We start from the raw sequence: 23,161 nt of genomic DNA on the forward strand, positions 1-23,161 counted from the left end.
GCAGATTTTCCCGTCATTGCGAGGAGCGTAGCGACGAAGCAATCCATCCCTGTTTTGCGTGGCGAGATGGATTGCTTCGCTTCGCTCGCAATGACGTGGTGAACGCGGATGCAGTATCACGGCCACTTCGCCGAATTCAATGACGCCAGAGGTAATGGATTCCCGCTGACCGGGATTTACCGCGTCGCCCCGCGCTGGGCACCGGCTTCCGGTACCGGCGCGGCCGCGCGCACCGGCACATGCCAGATATCCTCGGCATATTCCCGGATGGTGCGGTCGGAGGAGAACCACGGCATCCGCGCCACGTTGAGGATCGAGGCGCGGGTCCAGGCCGGTACCACCTGCCAGCGCGCGTCGATGCCGCGCTGCGCCTCATAGTAAGAATCGAAATCGGCCGACACCATGTAGTGGTCGAGATAGCGCAGCGCGTGGCCGATCGAGGCAAAGCGGGCGGGATCGTCGGGCGAGAACGCGCCGCTCTCGATCGCGGTGATGGCGCGCGCCAGCCGGGGCGAGCGGCTGATCACGTCGGTCGCATCCAGCCCCTGCTTGCGGCGGATCATGACGTCGCCGGCCTCCAGGCCGAAGATCGCGATATTCTCCGCGCCGACCTGGTCGCGGATCTCGATATTGGCGCCGTCGAGCGTGCCGATGGTCAGCGCGCCGTTGAGCGCCAGCTTCATGTTGCCGGTGCCGGAGGCCTCCATGCCGGCAGTGGAGATCTGCTCGGAGAGATCGGCGGCCGGAATGATCACCTCGGCGAGGCTGACATTATAGTCGGCGAGGAAGACGACCTTCAGCCTTCCTGCGATATCGGGGTCGTCGTTGACGACTTCGGCGACATCGTTGATCAGCTTGATGATCAGCTTGGCGTAGCGATAGCTCGCCGCCGCCTTGCCGGCGAAGATTTTCACCCGCGGCACCCAGTCGCGCTGCGGCTCGTCCTTGATTGCCTGGTATAGCGCGGCGGTCTCGACGATGTTGAGCAATTGCCGCTTGTATTCGTGGATCCGCTTGATCTGGATGTCGAACAGCGCCGACGGATCGACCTGGATGCCGGTGCGTTCGCCGACCAGCCGCGCCAGCGCCAGCTTGTTGTGATGCTTGACCTCGCGAAAACGCTGCTGGAACGCGTTGTCGCTGGCGCGAGCCTCGAGGCGCTCGAACAGGGAGAAATCGTCAAGCACGGCCTCGCCGCAAACCTCGCGCATCAGGTCGGTCAGCTTCCGGTTGGCGAGCATCAGCCAGCGGCGGAAGGTGATGCCGTTTGTCTTGTTGGTGATGCGGCCGGGATAGAGATGGTTGAGATCGTGGAACACGGTCTCCTTCATCAGGTCGGAGTGCATCGCCGAGACGCCGTTGATGCGGTGCGAGCCGACGAAAGCGAGTTGCCCCATCCGCACCCTTCGGCCACTCTTCTCGTCGATCAGCGACACCGAGGCGCGGAAATCGACGTCGCCGGGACAACGCTGATCGGCCATCGCCAGATGCGCGGCATTGATGCGGTAGATGATTTCGAGATGCCGCGGCAGCAGCCGCTCGAACAGTTCGACCGGCCATGTTTCCAGCGCTTCCGGCAGCAGCGTGTGATTGGTGTAGGACAGCGTCGCCACCGTGAGCTTCCACGCTTCGTCCCAGCGGAAATTGTGGAGGTCGACCAGGATGCGCATCAGTTCGGTGACGGCGAGGCTCGGATGGGTGTCGTTGAGCTGCACCGCGACCTTGGAAGGGAGGTTGCGCAACTGCCCGTCGGAAGCAAGGTGCCGCTTGACCAGGTCCTGCAGCGAGGCGGAGACGAAGAAATATTCCTGCCGCAGCCGCAGCTCGCGCCCCGCAGGGCTCTCGTCGTTCGGGTATAGGAATTTGCAGATCGATTCCGCGCGCGCCTCCTCGGCGACAGCGCCGAGGTAATCGCCGCTGTTGAAGACGTCGAGCCGCAGCGGGTCGGGCGAGCGCGCCGACCACAGCCGCAGCGCGTTGACGTGCTGGCCGCGCCAGCCCACGATCGGCGTGTCGTAGGCGACAGCCTGCACGGTTTCCGCCGGACGCCATGTCGCGCGGTCGCGGCCGCGGTCATCGACATGGTCGACGTGGCCGCCGAAATGGATGTGGTAGACCACCTCGGCCCGCTGGAATTCCCAGGGATTGCCGAAACTCAGCCATTCGTCCGGGTATTCGTGCTGCCAGCCCTGCGCGATGATCTGGCGGAACAGGCCGAAGTCGTAGCGAATGCCGTAGCCGATCGCGGGAATGGCCAGCGTCGCCATGCTCTCCATGAAGCAGGCCGCGAGCCGCCCGAGGCCGCCATTGCCGAGCGCCGCGTCCGGTTCGCATTTGCGCAGGTCGTCAAGCCCGACGCCGAGATCGCCTAGTGCGGCCTCGAACAACGGCAGCAGGCCCATATTGTTCAGCGCGTCGGTGAACAGGCGGCCGATCAGGAATTCGAGCGAGAGATAATAGACCCGCTTGCTGCCGGCATCGTAGCTCTGCTTTTCGGCCGTCAGCCAGCGGTGCACGATGCGGTCGCGCAGCGCCAGCGCGGCGGCCTTGTACCAGTCGCGCCTTGTCGCCATGCCGGCGTCCTTGCCGATCGCAAGCCGGAGCTTGGCGAGGATTGCACCCTTGATCTCGGCCAGCGCCAGTTCGTCGATCGGCTGGCCCAGCGCCGGATAGTTTGTCGGATCATTTCCTGGGACTTGTTCCTGCAACACGTCGATCCCTGCGATTGAGACTCACCACGAAGATACGCGCGTTGCCCTGTAATCGAAACGCCTGACTATCTTGTGCACTGCGCTGGCGTGTTTTTATGCAAGGACCGGGCCGATTTCGCGGCACCGGTGTCCGGCTTTGGTGCTATAATCAGAGGAAAGCCCGTGGGATTAGTAACCGGGTGCGAGTTGCGCGCCATGGAAGCGCGTGCCGCCAGAACGGGAGGCTTGCCATGAGATTGACGATCGAGATCGTCGCCGCTGCGTTGCTGGTCGTCTGCATCAGTGCGACCAGCGCAGCCTTTGCCGCCGGCAAGAGCGCCGATGGCGTGAGCTGTTCCTTCAGCGTCCCGCAAGGCGCTTCGCCCGCGGCGCGCTGCGCGGCGATCAAGCGGCAGTGTGGCGGAAAATTCTACGCCAATTACTGCGGCGACAAGCTGTTGTCGGCGATGTGAGGGACTGAGCTCCAGACGGGTTCATGTCACGGTGCCGTCCCAGCCTTCGCCTTCCTCAGCAAGCCCGGGGTAGCGGAGATAGAGCTTTTGCAGCAGCTCGAAATGCAGGGCGGAGGATACTTCGTCGAGCGGCGTGGAAAGAAAGGCGCGGTCGTCGCTGTCGAGCGTGGACACGATCGCATTGGCGCGATCGATCGCGTCGGCCGCTTCCAGCAACAGCGATCGGATCTGGGTGGCCTGTGTTCCGTCCATCGTCTTCAAGTCTTTGCCTCCAATTGCCGGAAGACAACCTGTGATAGGAGGTATTTCATCGTACCATCAGAACAAATTAAGAACACTTTAGCAAGTGTTTGATATATCATTGTGATTCGGCACGCCGCCGACACAACATCTATGGTCTATCCGAGTTTGTGAGGACTACATGTCCACTATCGCCTTCGATCAGTTTGCTCTCACCCGTGTCGCCGATTTCGCGCGCTCGCTGTCGCGTCTGCACCAGGCCTCGCGCCGCCGGCTCGTCGACGACGACGCGATCGACCGCGAATTCAACGCGGTCTGCATGTCGGTGTGGGGCTACACCACCGACGATTTCAGCGACGAGCTGTTTTCGGTCGAGGACCACGCCTTTCTCGACGCGCTGGATGAAGCGCAGGCGCGAATCTTTGCAGCCCAGGCGGGCTACGACCTCGTCGACGATCAGGGCATGCTGACCGACTGGTGGGGTTATTGCTGGATGATCCTGGCCGAAAAGCGCGGTTTGCTGACGCCGGAAAACCGCGCCGCGGCGCGTGCGGCGATCGAGGAAAAATATCTGTCGGCGCCAAACGTGATTGGTGTCATCGTCGGGCGTTAAGCGCTGGCGTCAGCCGCGTGAGTGCTGCGAGCCTGGCCCCATTTCTACTTTGCATGGGGTTGTTTTCGCAATTTTGTGTTCGGTTCGCTCTAGTTCACTTCCGCGCGTTTCGCCGGCTTTGGCGTAGCCGCCTTCGGGATCGAGGCGGTCGGCAACTCGACGTCGCGTCTGGTCTCGGGAAGCGGCGCGTTGGCCGCGACCGTCTCGGCGCTGACCGGCGCCACCTTCATCTCGCCGAGCCGGGCGCGGACATCTGCCGTGAGGCCGGGATAGGAGGCGACGGGCGTGAACTCCGCGGTCTGGTCTGCGCCTAAGCGAACGCCGGTATAGGCCACCAGGCCGTCGGTGGTGGCGACGACGTCGCCGGAGCGCAGCGAGGTGTCGAGCGTGAGATCGACCGGCGCCAGCCCGGACGGGCTTCGGCCGTTGCAGGTGCAGTCGGCGCGCAGCGCCTTGCGGTAGGCGTAGGCGTTTTCGCTGTCGGCATAGCGCTCGCCATTGCCCGCGGCAGCGCTATCGATATTGCTGCCGTAGAACACCTTGGTGACGCTTGCCGGGCAGAACGCCTGGCAGGTCTGAACCGGCGAGGCGTTGCCACGCATGGTCAGCGGAAAATATTTACCGTCGCAGCTTCGCACGCAGAAGGCAGGTCCGGAGCCCGCGACGCGCGGCGCCGGCGCGGGATGGGCCGGCTGATTGGTGCCGAACGGATCGGTGAAGAAATTCCCCTGCGCGGGGGCTTCCCGCACCTGCTTCTGAAGGCCGCCGAACAGGAAATCGAACAGGCCCTCGGCCGAAACACGGCCGGGTACCAGCACAAGCGAGCCCGCAAGGGTGGCGGCGGTCACAAATGCCGCGCGGCGCCGCCTGCGCGAAAAAGCCAACTCTGTACGCAACGCTAACTCCACCCCACGCAACCAACGCGCTGAAGCCCGATAGGCTTCAGTTCGGGTAACCCTAACGGGGGATGGTAAATGAGCTTTTACCGGGGGCGAGAAGGCCGAAAAGAAATGCTCTCTCCGTCATAGCCGGGCCTGACCGTGACATATGCGAAAGAGCTCAAGAATCACCCCTTCAAAAATTCAGCGGCCTTGTAGAGCGAACGAAACTCCAGTCCTGCCTCGGCGAAGGTTTCGGTCGCGCCTTCCTCGCGGTCGACCATGGTGAGCACGAGCACGATCTCGCCGCCGGCGTCGCGCACGGTTTCAACGGCTTTCAGCGCCGAGCCGCCGGTCGTGGTGACGTCCTCGACGATGACGATGCGCTTGCCCTGCAAGGTCTCGCCCTTGGCGAGCCCCTCCACGGCGAGGCGGGCGCCGTGCTCCTTCGGCTTCTTGCGCACGAAGAAGGCGGCGATCGGGTGACCCTTGATCCAGGAGAGCTGCGCGATTGCGCCCGCCAGTGGGACTGCGCCCATCTCCAGCCCGCCGACGAAATCGAGGTTGTCGTCCTTCAGCGCCTCGTAGGTCAACTCGGCCAGCAGCGCTGCGCCTTCGGGGTCGAGCATGGTCGGCTTGAGGTTGAAATAGAAGTCGCTCTTGCGGCCCGAGGCCAGCGTGATCTCGCCGCGGCCGAACGAACGCTTGCGGATGATCTCGGCGAGGCGGGCACGGGAGGCGGATTTGGACAAGGCGATTTCCCCGGGGTTTCAGGCGGGGCGCAATCTATCGACGCTTTCCCCGACATTCCAGCGCCGATCTCGTGCCGTCAACAGTGGCGCATGCGCCCTGCTTTCGCGGGGGCGCCCCGTGGAAAGCGCGGGTTGTAAGGCCCGGAGGTTCCGGGGTACGGAGACCCAAGCCTTTGTGGGGGAAACCGAATGACGATCGAACTGCACACCTGGAACACGCCGAACGGCCGCAAGATCTCGGTCGCGCTGGAGGAAATGGGGCTGCCCTACAAGGCGATCCCGGTAAACATCACCAAGGGCGAGCAGATGGCGCCCGCCTTCCTCAAGATCAGCCCGAACAACAAGATTCCCGCGATCGTCGATCCCGACGGCCCCGGCGGCAAGCCGGTCGGCATCTTCGAATCCGGCGCGATCCTGCTCTATCTCGGGGAGAAGACCGGCAAGTTCCTGCCAAAACCGCTTGCCGAGCGTATTCCGGTCTATGAATGGCTGATGTGGCAGATGGGCGGTTTTGGGCCGATGCCGGGCCAGGTGCACCACTTCATCGCGCTGGAGAACGAAACCGAGCGCGTCTACGGCCTGAAGCGCTACATGGCCGAGACGCGCCGGCTGTATGGCGTGCTGGACAGGCGGCTTGCGGACCGCGAATTCGTCGCCGACGCGTTATCGGTTGCGGACTTCGCCATGCTCGGCTGGGCCTGGCGCCACCCGCGCCACAAGGTGGAGCTGAAGGATTTTCCGAACGTCGAGCGCTGGTACAACGCGCTGATGGCCCGCCCGGCGACAAAGCGCGGCATGGAAGCCAAGCTGGATTAACGGACGCGCCTTGCTCTCTTCCTTCTCCCCTTGTGGGAGAAGGTGGCGTGGACGCAGTCCACGCCGGATGAGGGGTTCTCTCCGCGGAGACAAACCCCTCACCCGTCTCAATCGCACTTCGCGCGATTGATCCACCCTCTCCCACAAGGGGAGAGGGGAAGGGCATCACCCCCGCTTCGCCTCGAATGCCATCTTCACCGCAAGCCCCGCCAGCACGGTGCCCATCAGCCAGCGCTGGACCAATAGCCAGCTCGGCCGTGTGCCGAGAAAGCGCGCGATCGATCCGGCGGCGAGCGCGATTCCTGCGTTGACGCTGACGCTGATCACGGTCTGGATCGCACCCAGCACCAGCGATTGCGTCAGCACACTGCCGACAGCGGGATCGATGAACTGCGGCAGCAACGCCAGATACAGCATCGCGATCTTCGGATTGAGCAGATTGGTGACGAACCCCATCGCGAACAATTTGCGCGGGCCGTCGACTTGCAGCTTCTTTACCTGAAACGGCGAGCGTCCGTTCGGCTTGAGCGCCTGCCACGCCAGCCAGAGCAGGTAGGCCGCGCCCGCGAACCGCAGCGCGTCGTAAGCATAGGGCACGGCGAACAGCAGCGCCGTGATGCCGAACGCCGCGCACAGCATGTAGAACACGAAGCCCAGCGCGACACCGCCGAGCGACACGATCCCGGCCGTGGGCCCTTGCGTCAGCGAGCGCGAAATCAAGTAAATCATGTTCGGCCCCGGCGTTAGCACCACGCCGAGCGAGACCAGGGCGAAACCGAGCAGCGTTGCAATGTGAGGCATGGGAGACTCGCGGGGAGAGATGCGCATTTTCTAACGCGCACCAGCCCGCGATGTCATTTCGTATATTGCTCCGAGGACATTTCTGCTGGCGGTGACAGTATCTTTAATGCGCCTCGTCCCAATTATTCGCCGCCCGCGCGTCGACCTGCAACGGCAGCGACAGCACGACCGCCGGGAACGGCGCGTCCTGCATCACGTGCTGCACCACCGGCAGCGTCGCCGCCACTTCGTTGTCGGGCACCTCGAAAATCAGTTCGTCGTGCACCTGCAACAGCATCTGCGCCGAGAGCTTCTTTTCGGCCAGCGCGTCTTCCATGCGGATCATGGCGCGGCGGATGATGTCGGCGGCGGTGCCTTGCAGGCGCGCGTTGATCGATGCGCGCTCGTTGAAAGCGCGAACCGAGGCGTTGGAGGCCTTGATGTCGGGATAGTACATCTTGCGGCCGAACAGCGTGGTGACATAGCCGTTCCTGCGGCATGAGTCCCGCGTCTCGTCCATATAGGCGCGGATACCCGGAAAGCGTTCGAAGTATTTCTTGATGTAGGCGGAGGCTTCTTCGCGGGCGATGCCGAGCTGGTTGGCGAGGCCGAACGCCGAGATGCCGTAGATGATGCCGAAGTTGATCGCCTTCGCCCGGCGGCGCACCTCGCCCGGCATGTCCTTGATCGGCACGCCGAACATTTCGGATGCCGTCATGGCGTGAATGTCGAGCCCGTCGCGGAACGCCTGCTTCAGCACGGGGATGTCGGCGATCTCGGCCAGCAGCCGTAACTCGATCTGTGAATAGTCCGCCGACACCAGCTTGTGGCCGGGCGTCGCGATAAAGGCGCGGCGGATTTTTCGGCCGTCTTCGGTGCGCACCGGAATGTTCTGCAGGTTCGGCTCGTTGGACGACAGCCGTCCCGTGGTGGTCGCCGCCAGCGCGTAGGTGGTGTGCACGCGGTGGGTCTGCGGATGCACGTAATTCGGCAGCGCGTCGGTATAGGTCGATTTCAGTTTCGACACCTGCCGCCATTCCAGAATCTTCTTCGGGAATTCATGGCCCTGTTCGGCGAGTTCGTCGAGGATCTGCGCCGAGGTCGACCATGCCCCCGTCTTGGTCTTGGTGCCGCCGGATATGCCCATCTTGCCGAAGATGATGTCGCCGATCTGCTTGGGGCTGCCGACATTGATCGGCTCACCCGCGATCTCCTGAAGCTCGGCCTCGACGCGCGCCGCGGTCTGAGCGAAATCGCCCGACAGCCGCGACAGCACTTGCCGGTCGATCGAGATGCCGCGCCGTTCCATCCGCGCCAGCACGCTGACCAGCGGCCGCTCCAGGGTCTCGTAAACCGTTGTCATGTGTTCGCTAGCGAGCCGCGGCTTCAGCACGCGGTGCAGCCTCAAGATCACGTCGGCGCTTTCGGCCGAATAGGCGGTCGCCTTGTCAATCGGGACCTGATCGAAGGTGAGCTTGTTCTTGCCGCTGCCGATCAGCTCGCCATAGTTGACCACAGCGTGGGCGAACCAGCGTTCGGCGAGCGATTCCAGCGCATGCGAGTTGCGCCCGGCGTCGAGCGCATACGACATCAACTGGGCGTCGTCGAGATTGCGCACGGTGACGCCGTGCTGCGCCAGCATCACGGCGTTGAACTTGATGTTGAAGCCGATCTTGAGAATGCCTGACGATTCCAGGAGCGGCTTCAATGCCGCCAGCGCGTCACCGGCCTTGATCTGGTCGGGCGCGAGCCCGGCGTCGAACAGGCCTGCGCCGTCGCCGGACTGCCGGTGGGCGAGGGGAACGTAGCAGGCGTCGTTCGGCGCCAGCGCCAGCGCAATGCCGCAGATGTCGGCCTGCATCGGATCGTCGGAGTTCGCCATGGCATCGATCGCGAAAGTGCCGGCGTCGTAGGCGCGCGCGATCCAGGCCTTGAGTTCGGCGACGTTGCGGATGGTCTGATACTTGCTGCGGTCGACCGGCAGTTTTCGCGTGGCTTCCTCGCGTGCCGCAGCAAGCGAGATCGGCGTTCCCTTGGGACTCGCGGCCTTGTCCTGCTTGTCGGCGCCTTTGCCCTGCGCCGCTCCACCCTTGCTCGAGGGCGCGGTGGAAGAGGAGCCGGGGGCATCGAACAACGTCGCCCCCTCGGCATAGCCTTCCGGCTTCTTGCCGGACGGCGGCACCGCGAAAACACTGGCGCCGCTCTTGTTGCCGGCATCGGCCTCCACGTCGGCCGGGTCTAGTTGCGAATATTCGGCGACGCGGCGGGTGAGGGTGGAGAACTCCATCGCCTTGAGGAAGGCGATCAGCTTGCGCGCATCGGGCTCGTGCACCGCGAGGTCGTCGAGCGGCACTTCGAGATCGACCTTGTCATCGAGTAAGACGAGCTGCCGCGATATCCGCGCTTTCTCGGCGTTCTCGATCAGGGCCTCGCGCCGCTTCGGCTGCTTGATCTCGCCGGCGCGGAACAGCAACTGTTCCAAATCGCCATATTCGATGATCAATTGCGCGGCGGTCTTGACGCCGATGCCGGGCACGCCCGGCACATTGTCGGTGGAGTCGCCCGCCAGCGCCTGCACCTCGACCACCTTCTCCGGCGGCACGCCGAATTTCTCGATCACTTCGGGAATGCCGATACGGCGATCCTTCATGGTGTCGTACATCATTACCTTGTCGGTCACGAGCTGCATCAAATCCTTGTCGGAGGAGACGATGGTGGTGGTCGCGCCGCGCTCGCCGGCCAGCCGCGCATAGGTCGCGATCAGATCATCGGCCTCGAAGCCGATCTGTTCCAGGCAGGGCAGGTCGAACGCGCGCACCGCCTCGCGGATCAGCGCGAATTGCGGGATCAGGTCATCAGGCGCCGGCGGCCGGTGCGCCTTGTAATCCGGGTACAGCTTGTTGCGGAAGGTGATCTCGGATTTGTCGAAGATGATCGCCAGATGCGTCGGCCGGTCATCCTCCGGCATGTCGCGCAGCAGCTTCCACAGCATGTTGCAGAAACCGAGTACGGCGTTGACCTGCAGCCCGTCGGATTTGCGGTTCAGCGGCGGCAGCGCGTGATAGGCGCGGAAAATGTAGGAGGAACCGTCGACCAGGAACACATGGTCGCCCTTGCCTGATTGCTTGGCGGGCGCCTTGGCAGGGGTTTTGGCGGGAACGGGCTTCGCGGTGGCTTTGGGGGCTGATTTCGGCATGGCCGAAATTTAAGGATTTTTGCGCGGATTGACAGCCTTGGAAGGTGGATTTTGAGCCCAATACACACCCCCGTCGTCACCTGCACACACACCCGTCATCACCCGCGAAAGCGGGTGATCCAGTACGCCGAGGCGGTCGTGTTCAACTGAGGGAGCCCGGCGCACTGGGTCGCCCGGTCCCAGTGCGCAATTGCGCACAAGGCCGGGCGATGACAGCCGGGATGTGTTCAGCGATCTACTCCGCCGGCTGCAACGCCGGCGCGGCCTTTTTCGGCGCGATCCAGAAGGCGGCCGGGCGCTCGAACAGGAAGTCGGCGCGCAGCGCCAGCGCCAGCCGCCAGATCACCACTGCGCCAGCTACGCCGGCGACGGTGACGATCAGGGAAATCGTCCCGATATCGGTGATCAGGCCGGTCTTCAGCAGCACCGTTCGGGTCACCGCCATCGGCAGGAAGAAGGCGAGGTAGATGACGATGGAATGCTCGCCGCAATAGCGCAGGAAGTTCATCCACTGCATCCGCGCCAGCAGCGTGCCCATCACGATGATGGCGCACGCTCCCGCAAACCCGAGCGCCAGCGAGACCAGCGGCCAATGGCTGAAGTCCGCGATCACGAAGCCACCATTGACGAGCGTCCATAGCACCAGTCCGGCCAGTGCCGGTGCGGGTTTCTCCCGTGACCGATCCGACAGCGCGAACACGTAAGAAGCGAACAGATAGCCGGAATAGAAATAGACGAAGCGTGCGCAGAATTCGTCGATGACCGTCCAGCCGGTCACGACATGCATCGTCTCGAGCGCGGCGGCGACAAGCCAGATCGCTATCGCGGGGACGCCGCGTGACAGTTTTGTGACGACGAAGAAGATCGGCAACAGATAAATGAACCACAAGGTGCCGAACGGCTCGACGAAGGATTCCAGATACATAAATCCGACATGTTGCCAGCCGCTCTCGGCGGCGAAGCCCGGCGCCTTGAAGCCGAACTGGATCGTCATCCACAGCACGTAGAAATAAGCGAAGTGCAGGACTTTGCGGTCGAGATAGGTGCGCCAGTCGCGGTCGATCACGACGGCGAGAAAAAGGCCTGAAATCAGGAAGAAATCCGGCATACGGAACGGCTGCGCGAACATGACGAACGCATGCATGAAACCGGTGTCGCCGGCCGCCTTTTCCACGCCCAGCACCGAATGCATCATCACCACCATGACGATGCAGATGCCCTTGGCGTAGTCCACCCAGTCGATGCGGGGGGAACGCTGAGGTCCGGTTGTACCGTTTAAAGTCATCGATGTCCCTTTTCGGCGCGACGTGGCCGCATCTTCGGCCCGATCCGTTGCTTTCTCCTTTATTCATACAAATGACATGCCGGGATTGAGCGCTTTTCCGGTTTCCCCTTGGTCGAAAAATGCTCTAAGACGCCCGCAAATCGGGGTTGGCGTTAACCATCAGATACGGGTTGTTTTCATGCGAATCGCCATGATTGGCACGGGCTATGTGGGGCTGGTATCCGGCGCCTGCTTTGCCGATTTCGGTCACCAGGTCACTTGCGTCGACAAGGATGCCGGCAAGATCGAATCCCTGCGGAGAGGTGAGATCCCGATCTTCGAACCCGGGCTCGACGCGCTTGTCGCCTCCAACGTCAAGGCCAAGCGGCTGGATTTCACCACCGACCTGACCGTGCCGGTCGCGGAAGCCGACGCCGTCTTCATTGCGGTCGGCACGCCGTCGCGGCGCGGCGATGGCCATGCCGATCTGACCTACGTGTACAGCGCCGCCCGCGAGATCGCGGCTGCGCTGTCGGGTTTCACGGTGGTCATCACCAAATCGACCGTGCCGGTCGGCACCGGCGACGAGGTCGAGCGGCTGATCCGCGAAGCCAATCCGTCGGCCGACGTGGTGGTCGCCTCCAATCCGGAATTTCTGCGCGAGGGCGCCGCGATCCGCGACTTCAAATTCCCCGATCGCGTCGTGGTCGGCACTTCGGACGAGCGCGGCCGCAAGGTGCTCGGCGACATCTATCGGCCGCTTTCGCTCAACCAGGCGCCGCTGATGTTCACCGCGCGGCGCACCGCCGAGCTGATCAAATACGCCGCGAACGCGTTTCTCGCCACCAAGATCACCTTCATCAACGAGATGGCGGATCTTTCCGAAAAAGTCGGCGCCGACGTCCAGGAAGTCGCGCGCGGCATCGGCCTCGACAACCGCATCGGCACGAAATTCCTGCATGCCGGACCGGGCTTTGGCGGCTCCTGTTTTCCCAAGGACATCCGCGCGCTGGTCAAGGTCGCGCTTGATCACGATGTGCAGCTTCGGATCGTCGAGGCGGTGCTCGGCGTCAACGACAACCGCAAACGCGCGATGGCGCGAAAAGTTTCCAACGCGGCGGGCGGCAGCCTGCGCGGCAAGACCGTCGCCGTGCTCGGCCTCACCTTCAAGCCGGATACCGACGACATGCGCGAGGCGCCGTCGATCCCGCTGGTCACCGGCCTGCTTGACTTGGGCGCCAAGGTGCGCGCGCACGATCCGGTCGGCATGGAGCAGGCGAAGAAGGAATTGCCCGACATCGAATATTGCGACGACCCCTATGAGTGCGTGAAGGGGGCGGACGCCATGGTGATTGTCACCGAATGGGTGCAATTCCGTGCGCTTGATCTGGACCGGATCAAGAGCGAGATGGCGCAGCCCGTGGTAGTGGATTTGCGCAACATCTATCGTCGCGAAGACATGGCGGCGCACGGGTTTACGTATGAGAGCGTGGGGCGGACGTCCGAGCCGCAGACGTAACTATGGTTGTCATACCCCGCGCATGCGGGGTATCCAGTACTCCCGATCTTCGTAATCGGTGACATCTGCGTTTACTGGATCGCCCGCGCTTTCGCGGGCGATGACGGATGAGACACTTTGCCCCGCAGCTTCGACACACCTCTCCCGATCGACGTGGTGCTCGATGAACTCGCGGCCACGCTGACGGATCATAACGCCGCGGTGCTGGTGGCGCCTCCCGGTGCTGGCAAGACCACGCGGGTGCCGCTGGCGCTGCTCGACGCGCCCTGGCTGAAGAACAAGAAAATCATCATGCTGGAGCCGCGGCGGATCGCGGCGCGGGCCAGTGCCGAGCGGATGGCGCGGACGCTGGGCGAGCGTGCCGGCGAGACCGTCGGCTATCGCGTCCGTTTCGGCTCCAAGATTTCGCGCGCGACGCGGATCGAGGTCGTCACGGAAGGCATTTTCTCGCGGCAGATTCTCGACGATCCCGAACTGTCAGGCGTCGCCGCCGTGCTGTTCGACGAGTTTCACGAGCGCTCGCTCGATGCCGATCTCGGGCTGGCGCTGGCGCGCGATGCGCAGACCGGCTTGCGCGAGGATTTGCGCATCCTGGTGATGTCGGCGACGCTCGACGGCGCGCGGGTCGGCAAACTGCTGGGCGACGCGCCTGTCGTTGCCAGTGAGGGCCGCGCCTATCCTGTGGAGACGCGCTATCTCGGCCGCAAGGCCGGTGCGCCGATCGAGCGGCAGATGGCGGATGCGATCGCCGTCGCGCTGCGCGCCGATCCCGGCTCGGTGCTGGCATTCCTGCCGGGCGCCGCCGAAATACGCCGCACGCAGAATTTTCTCTCTGAACGGGTTCATGATGCGAGCGTCGAGATCGTGCCGCTGTTTGGCGCGCTCGACCCCGCCGTGCAGGACCGCGCCATCGCGCCGGCGCCAAAGGGCCAACGCAAGGTCGTGCTGGCGACCTCGATTGCGGAAACTTCGTTGACCATCGAGGGCGTCCGCATCGTCGTCGATTCCGGCCTGGCGCGGGTGCCGCGCTACGAGCCTGATATCGGACTGACCCGTCTGGAAACCGTGCGCGCCTCGCGCGCCGCGGTCGACCAGCGCCGCGGCCGTGCCGGCCGCACCGAGCCCGGCGTGTGCTACCGGCTGTGGGATGAGCCGCAGACGGCATCGCTTGCCGCCTATACCCAGCCCGAAATCCTCTCGGCTGACCTTTCCTCGCTGGTGCTCGATCTCGCGCAATGGGGCGTCCGCGACCCGGCGACGCTGGCGTTTCTCGATTTCCCGCCGGCGCCCGCGCTGAAGGAAGCCAACAGCCTGCTGCACGAACTCGGCGCGCTCGATGTCGACGGTCGCATCACGGCCGAAGGCCAGAGTCTCCGCGCGCTGGCGCTGCCGCCACGGCTGGCGCGCATGATCGTGGACTCGCATCGGCTGGGCGCTGGCGAAGAGGCTGCCGACATCGCCGCCATCCTGACCGAACGCGGCCTCGGCGGCGACAGCGTCGATCTCGATGCCAGGCTCGACCAGTTCCGCCGCGACCGCTCGCCGCGCGCCAGCAGCGCCCGCAGCCTCGCGCAGCGCTGGGCACAGCAGGTAGCGGCGACGGAAGGGCGGCCGGGCGCGGACGCCTCGCCGTCCACCGGGATTATGCTCGCACTCGCCTTCCCGGACCGGGTCGCGCGCAACCGCGGTAATGGCAGTTTTGTGCTTGCCAATGGGCGAGGGGCTGCCGTCGAGCAAACCTCGTCGCTGGCGCGCGCGCCCTATATCGCCGTTGCCGAACTCACCGGCACCGCGGCCCAGGGGCGCATTCTGCTGGCGGCGCCGATCGCGCAGGAAGATATCGAGGCACGCTTCGCCGACCAGATCGAAAACACGGAAGAGATTTCATTCGATCGAAACGCAATGGCATTGCGGGCGCGCCGCAAGCGCACGCTGCACGCGATTACGCTATCGGAAGCGCCGATGGGGCTGTCGCCCTCGGCGGAGGCCGCGCGCATCTTTGCCGCAGGGCTGGTCGCCGCCGGGCTAGACAAGCTGCCGTGGTCGAAAGCCCTCAAGCAATGGCGCGACCGCGTGATGTTCCTGCGCAGGGCGGAAGGCGATAGCTGGCCCGATCTGTCGGACGCGGCGCTCGCCGCCGACGGCGAGAACTGGCTGGTGCCTGCTCTCTACGACAAGACCTCGCTGAAGGAGCTTTCCCCCGGCGATCTCTCCGATGCGCTGATGACGCTGTTGCCGTGGGAATTGCGCGCACGGCTGGAGGGCGAGGCGCCGACGCATTTCGAAGCGCCGACCGGCACCATGCTGGCCATCGACTACGAAGCCGAGCAGGGCCCGACGATTGCCGTACGCCTGCAGGAATTGTTCGGGCTCAACACCCATCCCTCCATCGCCAAGGGCGCGGTGCCGCTGGTGCTGGAATTGTTGTCGCCGGCGCAACGCCCGGTGCAGGTGACGCGCGACCTACCGGGCTTCTGGCGCGGCAGCTATGCGGGCGTGCGCTCCGACCTGCGCGGCCGCTATCCCCGCCACCCCTGGCCGGAAGACCCGGCTACCGCACTGCCGACCCGGCGGGTCAAGCCGCGCGGGACGTAGACGCGCTGCCGTTAACGCTTCACTCATCCTTTTCGTCAAAATGGCAGCCTCGGCCGTTGCTGTTTAGTCGCGGCTTGGCCCCAGGCGTGGTGTTATCGGCGGTCTGGCAATCGAGTGTGGCGTAATGCGTAACCTGATGATTCTTGCCGCCGTTCTCGCTGGTCTCGGTACCTACATGGCGCAGATGGCGGACAAGATGTCGCTCGCGCCGGCCTCCGCCAGCCCGTCGCCGAAAAAAGTGCCCGCGCAAACGGTCGCGCAGGCTTCGGGCCGCAGCCTCGACATTCCTAGCGACGCGCGCGGCCATTTCCAGACCGACGGTGACATCGACGGTCAGCGCATCAATTTCATGGTCGACACCGGCGCCTCGCTGGTGGCGCTGAACGAAAAGTCCGCGGCCCGGTTTGGCCTGCGTCCTTCGCGCAACGACTACAACGCGACCGTGACCACCGCCAACGGCACCATCAAGGCCGCGCGCACGCGGCTTGCCATGATCGATCTCGGCGGCCTCGTGGTGCGCGACGTCGACGCCGTGGTGCTGCCTGATGAGGCGCTGTCGGAGAACCTGCTGGGCCTGTCGTTCCTGTCGAAGCTAAAGCGCTTCGAATACGCCAACGGCAGGCTGGTGCTGGAACAGTAAGGTTTACCGGTTACCAATCTGCCTTAATTAGCTGCCACAAGGCGCCAGTCCCGCCTATCGCCCGGCCTGCGTATTCGCTATGGCTGCGGTGTTCCCTTACGCATTTTCACGACAAGGCAGCCCATGTTCCCCAAGCCCAAATCCGTGCTGGTTCCGAATACCTATGAGTTCGAATCCGGACCCATGGTGAAGGCAACCGGCTTTCGCGAATACGACGCGCGCTGGCTGTTCGAGAAGGAAATCAACCTGATGGGCGTTCAGGCGCTGGGCATGGGGCTCGGCGCGCTGATTGCGGAACTCGGCGTCGCCAAGGAAATCGTTACCGGCCATGATTTTCGCGGCTATTCGGCCTCGATCAAATATGCACTGATTTCCGGCCTGATGGCGGCGGGCTGCAAGGTGCACGACATCGGGCTGGCGGTGACGCCGATGGCCTATTTCGCGCAGTTCGATCTCGACGTGCCCTGTGTGGCGATGGTGACCGCGTCGCATAACGACAATGGCTGGACCGGCGTCAAGATGGGCGCCAACCGTCCGCTCACCTTCGGTCCCGACGAGATGACGCGGCTGAAGGAAATCGTGCTCAACGCCGAGTTCAACAACAAGGCCGGCGGCTCCTATCAGTTCCACGAGAACTTCCCGGCGCGCTATATCGCCGATCTCACCAAGCGGCCAAAACTCACGCGCAAGCTGAAGGTCGTGGTCGCCTGCGGCAACGGCACCGCGGGCGCGTTCGCGCCGCAGGTGATGGAAGCCATCGGTTGCGAGGTGATCCCGCTCGACACCGAACTCGACCACACCTTTCCGAAATACAATCCGAACCCCGAAGACATGGAGATGCTGCACGCGATCCGCGATGCGGTGCTCAAGCACAAGGCCGATGTCGGCCTGGGCTTCGACGGTGACGGCGACCGCTGCGGCGTGGTCGACAATACCGGCGAGGAGATCTTCGCCGACAAGGTCGGCGTGATGCTGGCGCGCGATATGTCGGCGATCCACAAGGACGCGCAGTTCGTGGTCGACGTGAAGTCCACCGGGCTGTTCGTAACCGACCCGATATTGCAGAAGCAGGGCGCGAAGGTGGCCTACTGGAAGACCGGCCATTCCTACATGAAGCGCCGCACCAACGAGATGGGCGCGCTGGCGGGGTTCGAGAAGTCCGGCCACTTCTTCTTCAACAAGCCGTTCGGCCGCGGCTATGACGATGGCCTCGTCTCGGCGATTGCGATCTGCGAAATGCTCGACCGCGCATCCGGCAAGTCGATGGCCGACCTGAAGAACGCAATTCCGAAAACCTGGTCGTCGCCGACGATGTCGCCGCATTGCGCCGACGAAACCAAATACGGCGTTGCCGACGCCGTGGTGAAGCATTTCGAGGCGCTGCAGGAAAAGGGCGACATGGTTGCGGGCCAGAAGATCCGCGATCTCGTCACCGTCAACGGCGTGCGTGTTACCGTCGAGGACGGCAGCTGGGGCCTGGTGCGGGCCTCATCGAACAAGCCGGAACTGGTGGTGGTGGTCGAGAGCCCGGTGAGCGAAGCGCGGATGCGCGACATGTTCGAGGCGATGGATTCCGTGCTGCGCGCGCATCCGGAAGTCGGCGCGTATAATCAGAAGATTTGATCGCAGGCGACATTCGTACAGGGCGCTCGTCATCCCCGCGCAGGCGGGGATCCAGTACGCCGCAGCTTCCCGGTGAGATCGCTGACGTCTCTGGAATACTGGATCGCCCGCTTTCGCGGGCGATGACAGTGTTCTCTAATTCCTACGCGACGCGTAGCGAATTGAGGAAGCTGCCCACCTCGGCTTTCAGGTGCGCGGACTGCGACGACAATCCGTTCGCGGCCTCCTGCAGGCTCGACGCCGCCTTGCCGGATTGTTCGGTGGCTTGCGTAACGCTGAGGATGTTGGCGTTGACTTCCTTGGTGCCATTCGCTGCCTGCAACACGTTGCCGGCTATCTCCTGCGTCGCGGCGCCTTGTTGTTCGACCGCTGCGGCGATCTGGCTCGATATTTCGTCGATCTCGGCAATCGTGCCGCCGATGACCTGGATGGCGTTGACGGCTTCGCCCGTGGCGTTTTGAATATCCTGCACCTGCGCGGAGATTTCCTCCGTCGCCTTGGCGGTCTGATTGGCCAGCGCCTTTACTTCACTCGCCACCACGGCGAATCCCCTGCCATGCTCACCCGCGCGGGCCGCCTCGATCGTGGCGTTCAGGGCGAGCAGATTGGTCTGACTGGCGATATTCTGGATCAGCGTCACCACCTCACCGATCTTCTGCGTACCGGCGGCAAGCCCCTCGACGACGGTATTGGTGCGGCGTGCGTCCCCGGCGGCCTTGGCGGCGATCTCCGCCGAACGCGTCACCTGCTGGGCGATGCTGTTGATCGACGCGGTGAGCTCTTCAGTCGCGGATGCTACAGTTTCGACATTGGTTGAAGCCTGGCTCGAAGCCGCTGCTGCGGCAGCCGTCTTGCGCGTCGTTTCCGCATTGCCGCCGCTCACGGTCGATGACAGGCCCTGCATTTTCGTTGCAGCAATCGTGACCGCCTCGACGATGCTGCCGATCTTGCGCTCGAAGCCCGCGGCGAGTTCGCGGCGCGCCGCGTCGCTGTCCTGCTTGGCCTGCCGTTCGGCGGTCATCCGGTCGATATTGGCTCGGGCTTCGGCGGCATTTGCCGCTTCCGCCTCGGCGGTCTTCTGCGCGGTCGTCTCGAACAGGCCGGACAGCTTCACCGCCAGCCAGCTCAGCACGCCGGCCTCGATCAGAAGAATGACGGCGTGAAGCACGACGCGGCCGAGATCGGCGCCGCCGGGATAAACCGCCGCCGGAAGCAGGAAGTTCAGCACCAGATGATGCAGCGCGACCGCGACCGCGCCGGCGAGGATCGGGCGATAGTCGCAATAGGCGAGGAGACACGCCAGCGTGGCGAAGAAATACATGTGCGTGTCGACCTGCCAGGCATGGCCAGCGAACTGGAAGGTAAACACCGACACGCTGCCCATCAGGGCGACGGCAAAGATCAGCCGCGTCGAAAGCCCGTTACCCGAGGTGCGCCACGACAGGGTCGCGGCCAGCGCCATCGCCGCCATCAGCGCGGTTGGCGCCAGCCAGCCGCTATCGCGCATCAGGCCGATGGCGAGCGCAATGGGAACATGAAGCCAGAGCAATCCCAGCAAGGCCTTGCTGGTCGTTTCGCGCAAAGCTGCAAGATCATCGCTTTCAATGGTCATTTCCGATTTCCCAATATGCATTCAATAAATAGCTGCTTTGTTTGTGAAACAGGCCGCAATCGCTTGCGGATCGATTACGAACCAGGCCCCGGCCTCGTGCAGCCGTGACAATCCCTCAATGCCGTCGGGCCGCACCACCAGCAGCGATGGAACGGCGGTCACGCGGACGATTGCAGCATTGGCTGAAGCGGCGGCCGAGAAGGCCTGCTGAGAATCCCACCAAACGGGAAATGCTACGGCCACGACTTCGGTGCCTGGGCGAGCCTGAAAAGACAGTGCTGCGACGCCGATGAAGCTGGCGATCAGCAACAGCACGGCGTTGAGCCATGCGGGCCACCTGTGGCTGAGTGTGACATTCCGACCCATCCCCCCTGTCTATGGACACAGGGCTAATGTTCGGTGAACGGACCCGCTCCGTAGAATTACGGAGGTTACTTACGCGGCCGGCACCGGCAGCGCCGTCACCGACTTGATCTTCTCCATCGCAAAGCGCGAGGTGACGTTCTTCAGCGGCACGGCGCTGATCAGCTTCTTGTAGAACACGTCATAGCTCGCCATGTCGGCGACCACGACGCGCAGCATGTAGTCGACGTCGCCGGCCATGCGATAGAACTCCATCACCTCGGGCATGGCGCTGACCGCACTGGCGAAGGTCTTCAGCCAGGCTTCCGAATGATCGGAGCTCTCGACCGAGACGAATACCGAAATGCCGAGCCCGATCTTGTTCTGGTCGACCAGCGCCACCCGGCGCAGGATCACGCCGTCGGCTTCCAGCCGCTGGATACGCTTCCAGCACGGGGTCGACGACAGCCCGACCCGGTCCCCGATCTCGGCGACCGACAGGGAGGCGTCCTCCTGCAGCACGGTCAGGATCTTGCGATCGATGGCATCCAGGCGGCGGTTGGCTTCAGGGAGCTGAACGGCTAGGTCGGTCATGAGAAGAATGTTCCATACGAAAGGTTTGATACCCTCATATATAGAAAATTCTTCTATAGCAAGCCCTGCTATCGCTCAGTCGATGCCCGGTCGGCCACTTGGCCGTGACTCAAAAGCTCTTCAACTTCAGCACGTTGCGGGGCAGCGAAGGCGCCACCGAAACGGGTGCATTTCAGCGCTGCAGCGGCTGAGGCGAATCGCAGGGCCTGCCGCAGCTCCTGCTTCTCGGTGATGGCCAGCGCGAACGCGCCATGGAATACGTCCCCGGCGCCGAGGGTATCCACCGTATGCACCGGGAAGGCCGGGGTTTCCTGGATCTCGCCCTTCTCGTCGAGCCAGATCGTGCCCCTCGGGCCCCGTGTTCCCGCCAGGAACGACGGGGTCAGTTTTGCAATCTTCTTCAGCGCCTGGGCGTCGTCGGTGACGTCAGCGGTTTCCTGCAGCGGCTCGCTGGAGAAGACCAAATGCGAGGAGGCGTTCAGCAGCCCCTCGCGCAGCGACATCGCGCGATCGACGTCGACGATTACCGGAATGCCGCGCCTGATCGCCTCGGCACACAGCTCGGTGCAGAATTCCGCGCAGCGGCTCTCGGTGAGAATGGCGGCGCAGTCGTCCAGCAGCGTGTCGAAATCGGGCAATTTCACGTGCCACAGTTCCGGATCGCGGAAGGTCACGATGGTGCGCTCGCCGGAAGGATCGATCATCACCGCCGAGATCGGAGTCACCAGCCCCGGCATGTGGATGAGATGTTTCGTCTCGATGCCCTCATGCGCCATCTGATCGAAGATGAAGCGGCTCGATGTTTCCTTGGCATCGCCCATCGGCCCGCAGATCGAGGCGCGGCCACCGAGCCGAACGATGCCGATCGCGCCATTGAGCGCGTTGCCGCCGCAGATTTCGTCGAAACCTGTCGCATTCTCCTTGGAGCCACGCCCCGGAACACCGGGTGTATTGAACGTCAGGTCGCGCACCGGCATGCCGATGCAGAGAATGCGTGGCGGGATTTTGGGTGCTTTGTCCTGAAAGTTCATCCGGGAATCCGTCATGTCGGTTCCGCCTCTAACCGGAACCAATGTCCGGAGTTAATCGACTCGTCCCTGGACGGTTCCCGCTATGCGTCGGTGTCGTTTCCCCCATGCACCCAGCGGCCGATCAGATGGTGCGCAATCGCAAACGGATGCGCCGCAAATAAGCCGTCAGGATGTTCGCGCCGGTGCATCAGCGCGACCTCATCGCGGCTGAACCAGCGCGCGTCCTCGAGCTCCGTGCGATCCACCACGATATCCTCGTTGAGCGCGCGCGCGGCGCATCCGATCATCAGCGATGACGGATAGGGCCATGGCTGCGTCATGTAATAGCTGACGTCCGTGCAGCGGATGCCGGATTCCTCGAAAATCTCGCGGCGGACCGCGTCTTCGATGGTCTCCGCCGCTTCGACAAAGCCGGCCAGACACGACCACATCCCCGGCATGAACTGCTTCTGCCGGCCGAGCAGGCATTTCTCGCCTGACGTGACCAGCATGATCACGACCGGATCGGTGCGCGGAAAATGTTCGGCCTTGCAGCTCGGGCACTCGCGCTTCCAGCCGCCTTCCTTCATCGCGGTGCGGGTGCCGCAATTGGCGCAGAAGCCGTGGCGCTGGTGCCAGGTCACCATCGATTTGGCCATCGCGATGGCCGAGAGCTGCTCCGGCGGCACCGCGCCCTGCATCGCCATGCCGCGCAGCTCGGTCACGGCGACGTCGTCGCGCGTGATCAGCTTCTCCACCGCCGTGGCCGAAATGCCCATGCCGAAAACTGGCGCGCCGTCACGTAGCCCCAAAAAGATCGTGCCGGGATTGGCGCCGAGCTTCACGGCCTCTTCGATGCCGAGCAGCACGCGCGGCCCATCGGCCTCCTGCTTCACCAGAAGCGAGTCGCGGTAGATCACATAGGCGCCGGCGTTGCGCTGGCCCTCCAGCGCGAACAGCTTTTCGTCATTGCTGCGCAGATGCGCGGCGCGGTCCAGAATATGGGTAACGAAAGCGGGTTTCCCCAGCGGATATTTTTCAAATGCGGACATCTGTTCAACCCAACCAGATCTTGCGGCGAAGCGCGTTGATGAAATTCTGTACTTCCTCGGCGTCATGCGCGAGCGGCGACATCACGCCCCAGACCGGGCGCGGCCAGGCCGCGTCGCTGGTGCGCCGCGCGATGACATGGACATGCAACTGCGGCACCAGATTACCCAGCGCCGCGACATTGAGCTTGTCGCATTTGGTGACCTCTTTCAGCGCGCGCGAAACGCGTGAGATTTCGGTCATCAACTGGGCCTGTGCGACCTCGTCGAGGTCGATGATTTCCACCGCACCCTCCCGGCGCGGCACCAGCAGCAGCCACGGGTAATGCGCATCCTTGATGACCAGGACCTTGCACAGCGGCAGGTCGCCGATGTCGATCGTGTCCTTTTTGAGCTGGGAGTGCAGTGACCAGTCGGAGGCGTCAGAGGGCATACGTGTTCTCTATTCCTAAAGTAGCCTTGCAGAGAGTAGCGC

Annotated in this window: 20 protein-coding genes; 7 read left to right on the forward strand and 13 right to left on the reverse strand. The window is 63.7% G+C overall.

Annotated elements, in window-relative coordinates; all coding sequences use genetic code 11:
• Positions 1–176: 176 nt before the first annotated feature.
• A complete protein-coding gene (locus V1283_RS40670) occupies positions 177–2,717 on the reverse strand; it encodes a glycogen/starch/alpha-glucan phosphorylase (RefSeq protein ID WP_442895918.1) in 2,541 nt (846 codons plus the stop codon).
• Between the two features lie 224 nt (positions 2,718–2,941).
• Between V1283_RS40670 and V1283_RS40675 the strand changes: the two genes are divergently transcribed.
• Positions 2,942–3,163, forward strand: coding sequence for a hypothetical protein (locus tag V1283_RS40675; RefSeq protein WP_334392191.1), 222 nt, complete (start codon positions 2,942–2,944; stop codon positions 3,161–3,163).
• Between the two features lie 21 nt (positions 3,164–3,184).
• Here V1283_RS40675 and V1283_RS40680 read toward each other — a convergent pair whose 3' ends face one another.
• Positions 3,185–3,424 carry a hypothetical protein gene (locus tag V1283_RS40680; protein WP_334392192.1) on the reverse strand — a complete coding sequence of 80 codons (240 nt, stop codon included), beginning with the start codon at positions 3,422–3,424 and terminating at the stop codon, positions 3,185–3,187.
• A gap of 160 nt (positions 3,425–3,584) precedes the next feature.
• Between V1283_RS40680 and V1283_RS40685 the strand changes: the two genes are divergently transcribed.
• Positions 3,585–4,016 carry a hypothetical protein gene (locus V1283_RS40685; protein ID WP_334392194.1) on the forward strand — a complete coding sequence of 144 codons (432 nt, stop codon included), beginning with the start codon at positions 3,585–3,587 and terminating at the stop codon, positions 4,014–4,016.
• An 89-nt stretch (positions 4,017–4,105) separates the two neighbouring features.
• Here the strand turns inward: V1283_RS40685 and V1283_RS40690 are convergent, their stop codons facing one another.
• The gene (locus V1283_RS40690; protein ID WP_334392195.1) at positions 4,106–4,864 is read right to left on the reverse strand and encodes a DUF2865 domain-containing protein; all 759 of its coding nucleotides are present in this window, start codon (positions 4,862–4,864) and stop codon (positions 4,106–4,108) included.
• Between the two features lie 218 nt (positions 4,865–5,082).
• Positions 5,083–5,646, reverse strand: a complete 564-nt coding sequence (pyrE, locus tag V1283_RS40695) for an orotate phosphoribosyltransferase (RefSeq protein ID WP_334392196.1) — start codon at positions 5,644–5,646, stop codon at positions 5,083–5,085.
• A gap of 189 nt (positions 5,647–5,835) precedes the next feature.
• Here pyrE and V1283_RS40700 point away from each other — a divergent pair, with 189 nt between their 5' ends.
• Entirely contained in the window at positions 5,836–6,462 is a 627-nt protein-coding gene (locus tag V1283_RS40700) for a glutathione S-transferase family protein (protein WP_334392197.1), read from the forward strand.
• Between the two features lie 165 nt (positions 6,463–6,627).
• On the opposite strand, the gene V1283_RS40705 is transcribed toward V1283_RS40700, so the two are convergent.
• The 3 genes from V1283_RS40705 to V1283_RS40715 form a co-directional block, all read right to left on the reverse strand.
• Positions 6,628–7,263 carry a LysE family translocator gene (locus V1283_RS40705; RefSeq protein ID WP_334392198.1) on the reverse strand — a complete coding sequence of 212 codons (636 nt, stop codon included), beginning with the start codon at positions 7,261–7,263 and terminating at the stop codon, positions 6,628–6,630.
• 103 nt (positions 7,264–7,366) lie between these two features.
• Complete coding sequence (polA, locus tag V1283_RS40710) at positions 7,367–10,438, reverse strand: DNA polymerase I (RefSeq protein ID WP_334392199.1); 3,072 nt, start codon at positions 10,436–10,438, stop codon at positions 7,367–7,369.
• A 235-nt stretch (positions 10,439–10,673) separates the two neighbouring features.
• The gene (locus V1283_RS40715; protein WP_334392200.1) at positions 10,674–11,723 is read right to left on the reverse strand and encodes an acyltransferase family protein; all 1,050 of its coding nucleotides are present in this window, start codon (positions 11,721–11,723) and stop codon (positions 10,674–10,676) included.
• A 178-nt stretch (positions 11,724–11,901) separates the two neighbouring features.
• Here V1283_RS40715 and V1283_RS40720 point away from each other — a divergent pair, with 178 nt between their 5' ends.
• The 4 genes from V1283_RS40720 (at position 11,902) to V1283_RS40735 (ending at position 18,079) form a co-directional block, all read left to right on the forward strand.
• Positions 11,902–13,221 carry a UDP-glucose dehydrogenase family protein gene (locus V1283_RS40720; protein WP_334392201.1) on the forward strand — a complete coding sequence of 440 codons (1,320 nt, stop codon included), beginning with the start codon at positions 11,902–11,904 and terminating at the stop codon, positions 13,219–13,221.
• Between the two features lie 117 nt (positions 13,222–13,338).
• Positions 13,339–15,816: an ATP-dependent helicase HrpB gene (gene hrpB, locus V1283_RS40725; protein WP_334392202.1), complete on the forward strand. Its 2,478-nt coding sequence runs from the start codon at positions 13,339–13,341 to the stop codon at positions 15,814–15,816.
• A 136-nt stretch (positions 15,817–15,952) separates the two neighbouring features.
• Positions 15,953–16,456 (forward strand): TIGR02281 family clan AA aspartic protease, encoded by a 504-nt coding sequence (locus tag V1283_RS40730; RefSeq protein WP_334393351.1) that lies wholly within the window; start codon positions 15,953–15,955, stop codon positions 16,454–16,456.
• Between the two features lie 123 nt (positions 16,457–16,579).
• Positions 16,580–18,079 (forward strand): phosphomannomutase/phosphoglucomutase, encoded by a 1,500-nt coding sequence (locus tag V1283_RS40735; RefSeq protein ID WP_334392203.1) that lies wholly within the window; start codon positions 16,580–16,582, stop codon positions 18,077–18,079.
• Positions 18,080–18,221: 142 nt separating this feature from the next.
• Here the strand turns inward: V1283_RS40735 and V1283_RS40740 are convergent, their stop codons facing one another.
• The 6 genes from V1283_RS40740 to V1283_RS40765 form a co-directional block, all read right to left on the reverse strand.
• The gene (locus V1283_RS40740) at positions 18,222–19,691 is read right to left on the reverse strand and encodes a methyl-accepting chemotaxis protein (protein WP_334392204.1); all 1,470 of its coding nucleotides are present in this window, start codon (positions 19,689–19,691) and stop codon (positions 18,222–18,224) included.
• 21 nt (positions 19,692–19,712) lie between these two features.
• Positions 19,713–20,006 carry a hypothetical protein gene (locus V1283_RS40745; protein WP_334392205.1) on the reverse strand — a complete coding sequence of 98 codons (294 nt, stop codon included), beginning with the start codon at positions 20,004–20,006 and terminating at the stop codon, positions 19,713–19,715.
• A gap of 120 nt (positions 20,007–20,126) precedes the next feature.
• A complete protein-coding gene (locus tag V1283_RS40750) occupies positions 20,127–20,627 on the reverse strand; it encodes an Lrp/AsnC family transcriptional regulator (protein ID WP_108512319.1) in 501 nt (166 codons plus the stop codon).
• Between the two features lie 68 nt (positions 20,628–20,695).
• Positions 20,696–21,658, reverse strand: a complete 963-nt coding sequence (locus tag V1283_RS40755) for a sugar kinase (RefSeq protein ID WP_334393353.1) — start codon at positions 21,656–21,658, stop codon at positions 20,696–20,698.
• A gap of 80 nt (positions 21,659–21,738) precedes the next feature.
• The gene (gene nudC / locus V1283_RS40760; protein WP_334392207.1) at positions 21,739–22,689 is read right to left on the reverse strand and encodes an NAD(+) diphosphatase; all 951 of its coding nucleotides are present in this window, start codon (positions 22,687–22,689) and stop codon (positions 21,739–21,741) included.
• 4 nt (positions 22,690–22,693) lie between these two features.
• On the reverse strand, positions 22,694–23,119 hold the full coding sequence (locus V1283_RS40765) for an HIT family protein (RefSeq protein ID WP_334392208.1): 426 nt from the start codon (positions 23,117–23,119) through the stop codon (positions 22,694–22,696).
• Between the last annotated feature and the right edge of the window lie 42 nt (positions 23,120–23,161).

This window comes from Bradyrhizobium sp. AZCC 2262 (assembly GCF_036924535.1).
GTDB lineage: Bacteria > Pseudomonadota > Alphaproteobacteria > Rhizobiales > Xanthobacteraceae > Bradyrhizobium.

Coding starts and splice junctions, on each gene's coding strand:
- V1283_RS40675 (WP_334392191.1), top strand. CDS start 2,942: ATGAGATTGACGATCGAGATCGTCGCCGCTGCGTTGCTGGTCGTCTGC.
- V1283_RS40685 (WP_334392194.1), top strand. CDS start 3,585: ATGTCCACTATCGCCTTCGATCAGTTTGCTCTCACCCGTGTCGCCGAT.
- V1283_RS40700 (WP_334392197.1), top strand. CDS start 5,836: ATGACGATCGAACTGCACACCTGGAACACGCCGAACGGCCGCAAGATC.
- V1283_RS40705 (WP_334392198.1), bottom strand. CDS start 7,263: ATGCCTCACATTGCAACGCTGCTCGGTTTCGCCCTGGTCTCGCTCGGC.
- polA (WP_334392199.1), bottom strand. CDS start 10,438: ATGCCGAAATCAGCCCCCAAAGCCACCGCGAAGCCCGTTCCCGCCAAA.
- V1283_RS40715 (WP_334392200.1), bottom strand. CDS start 11,723: ATGACTTTAAACGGTACAACCGGACCTCAGCGTTCCCCCCGCATCGAC.
- V1283_RS40720 (WP_334392201.1), top strand. CDS start 11,902: ATGCGAATCGCCATGATTGGCACGGGCTATGTGGGGCTGGTATCCGGC.
- V1283_RS40730 (WP_334393351.1), top strand. CDS start 15,953: ATGATTCTTGCCGCCGTTCTCGCTGGTCTCGGTACCTACATGGCGCAG.
- V1283_RS40735 (WP_334392203.1), top strand. CDS start 16,580: ATGTTCCCCAAGCCCAAATCCGTGCTGGTTCCGAATACCTATGAGTTC.
- V1283_RS40740 (WP_334392204.1), bottom strand. CDS start 19,691: ATGACCATTGAAAGCGATGATCTTGCAGCTTTGCGCGAAACGACCAGC.
- V1283_RS40750 (WP_108512319.1), bottom strand. CDS start 20,627: ATGACCGACCTAGCCGTTCAGCTCCCTGAAGCCAACCGCCGCCTGGAT.
- V1283_RS40755 (WP_334393353.1), bottom strand. CDS start 21,658: ATGAACTTTCAGGACAAAGCACCCAAAATCCCGCCACGCATTCTCTGC.
- nudC (WP_334392207.1), bottom strand. CDS start 22,689: ATGTCCGCATTTGAAAAATATCCGCTGGGGAAACCCGCTTTCGTTACC.
- V1283_RS40765 (WP_334392208.1), bottom strand. CDS start 23,119: ATGCCCTCTGACGCCTCCGACTGGTCACTGCACTCCCAGCTCAAAAAG.